Origin of the sequence: Sphingobium cyanobacteriorum, from assembly GCF_030580935.1 — a bacterium.
Taxonomy (GTDB): Bacteria; Pseudomonadota; Alphaproteobacteria; order Sphingomonadales; family Sphingomonadaceae; genus Sphingobium; species Sphingobium cyanobacteriorum.
The window spans coordinates 1-4,228 of the sequence record NZ_JAUQOM010000048.1; the positions used below are offsets into that span (position 1 = coordinate 1).

3 protein-coding genes are annotated in these 4,228 nt (G+C 64.1%); all 3 read left to right on the forward strand.

The genetic code is table 11. The annotated features are described in order from the left end of the window. A partial coding sequence (locus Q4610_RS21410) for a strawberry notch C-terminal domain-containing protein (protein ID WP_304537802.1) occupies positions 1–1,921 on the forward strand: 1,921 nt, incomplete at its 5' end. A 1-nt stretch (position 1,922) separates the two neighbouring features. Further along, positions 1,923–2,981, forward strand: a complete 1,059-nt coding sequence (locus Q4610_RS21415; RefSeq protein WP_304537803.1) for a DUF7146 domain-containing protein — start codon at positions 1,923–1,925, stop codon at positions 2,979–2,981. 304 nt (positions 2,982–3,285) lie between these two features. Continuing rightward, entirely contained in the window at positions 3,286–4,227 is a 942-nt protein-coding gene (locus tag Q4610_RS21420) for a DUF2493 domain-containing protein (protein WP_304537804.1), read from the forward strand. The last annotated feature ends 1 nt before the right edge of the window (position 4,228 follow it).

The window sequence follows — 4,228 nt, forward strand, 5'->3', positions numbered from 1 at the left end:
GTTCCTTCGACTTGTTCAGGTCGAGGGAACCGTAATTATCTGGAGTGAAATCATGGAAAACCGAAGGAAACCTGCGTCTCTCGCCGGCACGCTCGACATAAACTGCGACTGCAAAGAATATGTTCTGGACTACCTCCTGCACAGCTTCCCGACGCAGCTTCATGAAAGCTACACTGACGGCGATGGCAATCTCGCGTCACGGCCTGCTTATGACGCGGATGGCAATGTCGTACAGTGCCGCGAGGCCATCGAACGGCGCGACCGGCTGATCGAGCAGCTCGCCTCGATGGAACCGGTGCAAGGCGCGCTCGACCAGATCGTTCAGCGGTTCGGCACCGATATGGTCGCCGAGGTGACAGGGCGCTCGCGGCGGATTGTTCGCAAGGTCGACGCGGGCGGTGACCGGCTCGCCGTCGAGAACCGGCCTGCTCATGCCAACCTTGCCGAAGCGCAGGCGTTCATGGAAGATCGCAAGCAGATCCTGATCTTCTCCGATGCCGGTGGTACCGGGCGCAGCTACCATGCCGATCTTGGGAGTCGGAACCAGCGGCTGCGGCACCACTACCTGCTCGAAGCGGGCTGGAAGGCCGACACTGCCATCCAGGGTCTTGGGCGCACGAACCGCACCAATCAGGCGCAGCCGCCGCTGTTCCGGCCCGTTGCCACCAATGTCCAGGCCGAGAAACGCTTCCTCTCGACCATCGCCCGGCGGCTCGACACTCTGGGTGCGATCACGCGCGGACAGCGCCAGACCGGCGGCCAGGGTCTGTTCCGACCCGAGGACAATCTCGAAAGCCCCTATGCCCGCGACGCGCTGCGTCAGCTTTACGTGCTGATCTATGCGGGCAAGGTCGAGCACTGCTCGCTCGGGACCTTCGAGAGCATGACCGGCCTGTCACTGACCGATGGCAGCGGGTGCCTGAAGGACGAATTGCCGCCGATCACCACATTCCTCAACCGGCTCTTGGCACTGACGATTGCGATGCAGAACGTCCTGTTCACGGTGTTCGAACAGTTGCTCAGCGCCAAGGTCGAGAGCGCGATTGCGTGCGGAGCATACGACATCGGGCTCGAAACGCTGGTCGCCGACAGCTTCACCGTTACCGGCAGCGAGCCGATCTACGTTCACCCAGCAACGGGGGCAGAGACCCGGTTGCTGACGGTGGCCATGCGTGAGCGCAACCAGCCCGTGACGCTCGACAAGGCGCTCGACTTGCTGCGCGAACCCGGCGCACGGCTGCTGGTCAACGCCCGCTCGAAACGCGCGGCGGTCCAGCTGCCCGCCCGCAGCGTCATGCTCGACGATGGCGAGGTCGAGCGCCGCATCCGTCTGATCAGGCCAATGGAGCGACTGAACTTTGCCCTGAACCATCTGGCGGAGACCAGCTGGGAGCAAGTGGACGAGCGGACGTTCGTCGCCGTCTGGCAAGCCGAAGTCGCGCAAGTCGATGCGTTCACGGCAAGCGAACTGCACATCGTCACAGGCCTGCTGTTGCCGATCTGGAAGCAGCTCCCGGAAGAATCGACCCGGGTCTACCGGCTCCAGACCGACGATGGCACGCGCATCGTCGGGCGCAGGGTCTCCCCGGCATGGGCCGCGAGTGCGACTGCCAGCGCAGATGCGCCAGTGCTGTCGCCGCCGCAGGCACTCGCCATGCTCCGCGAAGGCCACGCGGTGCTCGACCTTGCCGATGGGCTGCAACTCCGCCGTTCGCGGCTGATGCAGATGAACCGGATCGAACTCACCGGGTTTGGATCGACGGCGGTGGACCGGCTCAAGGCAATGGGGCTGTTCTCTGAAATCGTCAGCTGGAAGCTGCGCCTGTTCGTCCCCGACGATGTTGTGACAGGGTTGGCTGTGATCGAGCGATTGTTCGAACGGCATCCCTTGGCGCGCATCGCCGACCGGAAGGCTGCCTGACATGAGCAGGATTTCCACCCGTGCGGCGGAACTGTCGGAGCGACTTGCGCAAAGCGCGCAGGCCGTTTGCCGTCACTACTTGCCCGCAGGCAGGCGCGAAGGCCGCTACTGGATGATCGGCGATGTCGCCGGAACGCCCGGACGCAGCCTTTATGTCCGCCTGTTCGAGACCGAACGCGGTGCGATCGGCAACTGGGTCGATGCCGCGACCGGCGAGCATGGCGATCTCGTCGATCTCATCCGTCTCAATCAGCGGCACGGGCGACTGGCCGACACCATCGACGAAGCCGAACGCTTCCTCAGCCTCCCGCTATCGGGATCGGATGATACCAACACTGGCGCAGCCTTCGCCAAGCCGACACGAGCAGGGTCACCAACGGCTGCCAGACGCCTGTTCGCCGCCTCGAAGCCGCTCACCGGATCGCTGGCCGCTACCTATCTGCGGTCACGCAGCATCACGCGAGTATCCGACTTGCCAGCCCTGCGCTTTCATCCACGCTGTTACTACAGGCCGAATGAGGATGACACTCCCGGTACAGCTGGTGCCTTCCCGGCATTGATTGCGGCGGTGACTGATAGCGACGGTGTGCAGACCGGCACACATCGCACCTGGCTCGATCCATCGAGCGGCATGAAAGCCAAGGTCGCATCGCCGCGCCGGGCCATGGGCAACATTCTCGGCAACGCTGTCCGATTCGGACTCGCAGATGATGTCCTGATCGCGGGCGAAGGCATCGAGACCATGCTGTCCTTGCGCGAGGTGCTGCCGACCATGCCGATGGCCGCCGCAACCTCGTCAGCCCATCTTGCAGCCATCCTGTTCCCACCGACACTCCGGCGCCTCTATGTCGCGCGCGACCGGGATGCGGCAGGCGACGCGGCGTTCGGCATCCTGACCGACCGCGCGCAGGTTTCAGGGATTGAACTCCTATCGCTTATGCCTGACCTCGCCGACTTCAACGACGATCTGCGTCACCACGGTGCGTGTGCATTGGGTGGACGGGTCCGCCTTCAGCTGCATGAGCAGGATCGGACCCGCTTCACCGTGAACTGCGGCTGAGCCGATACGGGGTCGGGGGATCGGGCGAGGGCGGTGCACATCGTCCATAGCCAGTTCCCCGACCAAGCCCGGCCTTCTTCGAGTGGCGTCCGAGAGACCGGCTGCCGGGAGGCCGCAATGGCGGTCATGCGGCTATTTTCCGGCGGCGCATACGCGCCTTTCCATCGCGAACCAAAATAGCCGCCCGCTCGCCATCCTCCGCTGCGCTAAGGTCCTGAGGATGCAGCCTCCCGGCAGCCGATCAGAGGGACGCCCATGAAGGCCGGGCAATGTGCCCGGTTCCAAGGCCCCAAGGACTTGTCCCATGATCGACACGCCCGACAACGAACCCGAACACGAAGTCTCGCCCACCGCCCATCTCCTCGATGAAATCGCCCTCTACGGCTATCGCCCCTTCTCAGATGAAGCCGACCCACGGCCACTGCCCGAGGAACGTATTGCCGCAGGCGCCGTCGCCGACATGTTCGACGCCCTCATCGCCACCATGATCGACACCAGGCTCGAACCCGATCTCGAAGACCTGTGCTGGTCGCTCGCCAACCTTTTCCACCGCGCCGAATTTCGTATCCAGCGCGAGCTTGACGACAATGAGGACTCCCAGAAGCGCAGCCAGCGCGAGCAGGATGGCTCCGAGGTCAAATCGGTCGAGCTTGAACGGCAGATCTGCGAAGGCATCGGCCTGATCGAGCGGCGCAACGCCATGGAGTTCATGCGCGAAGCCGCCTCCGACCAGTTCGAGGTGCATTTCCGCAAGGCCTGGACCCCGCGCACGGGATCACTCGTCAACCATCGCACGCTGACCGCCGCAATGATCGACAGCCGGGACTTCCTTGCCGCCAAGCGCCGCTCGGAGACCGAACCAATGCTGCCCGCGGGCACGCGCATCGCGTTCACATCCGGCCCCGCCTATCAGGATCACAACCGCATCTGGGCCGCGCTCGACAAGGTGCTCGCCAAATATCCCGACATGGTCCTGTTCCACGGCGGCAACCCGACCGGCGGAGAACACATCGCCTCGCTCTGGGCACGCGCACGCAAAATTACCCACGTCCCGTTCCGGCCCGACTGGGAGCGGTTCAAGAAGGCCGCACCGTTCCGCCGCAACGACCAGATGCTCGAAGTGCTGTGTCAACGGCGGAGCAAAAGTCGGCCATTCGGCGGCGTAAAACCAGGCCATCGTGTTACATGCCGGGGGGAGTGGCGTGAGGGCGTAGCCCGAGGGCCACTCCCCCCGGCATTGGTGTAAT

Coding starts and splice junctions, on each gene's coding strand:
- Q4610_RS21415 (WP_304537803.1), top strand. CDS start 1,923: ATGAGCAGGATTTCCACCCGTGCGGCGGAACTGTCGGAGCGACTTGCG.
- Q4610_RS21420 (WP_304537804.1), top strand. CDS start 3,286: ATGATCGACACGCCCGACAACGAACCCGAACACGAAGTCTCGCCCACC.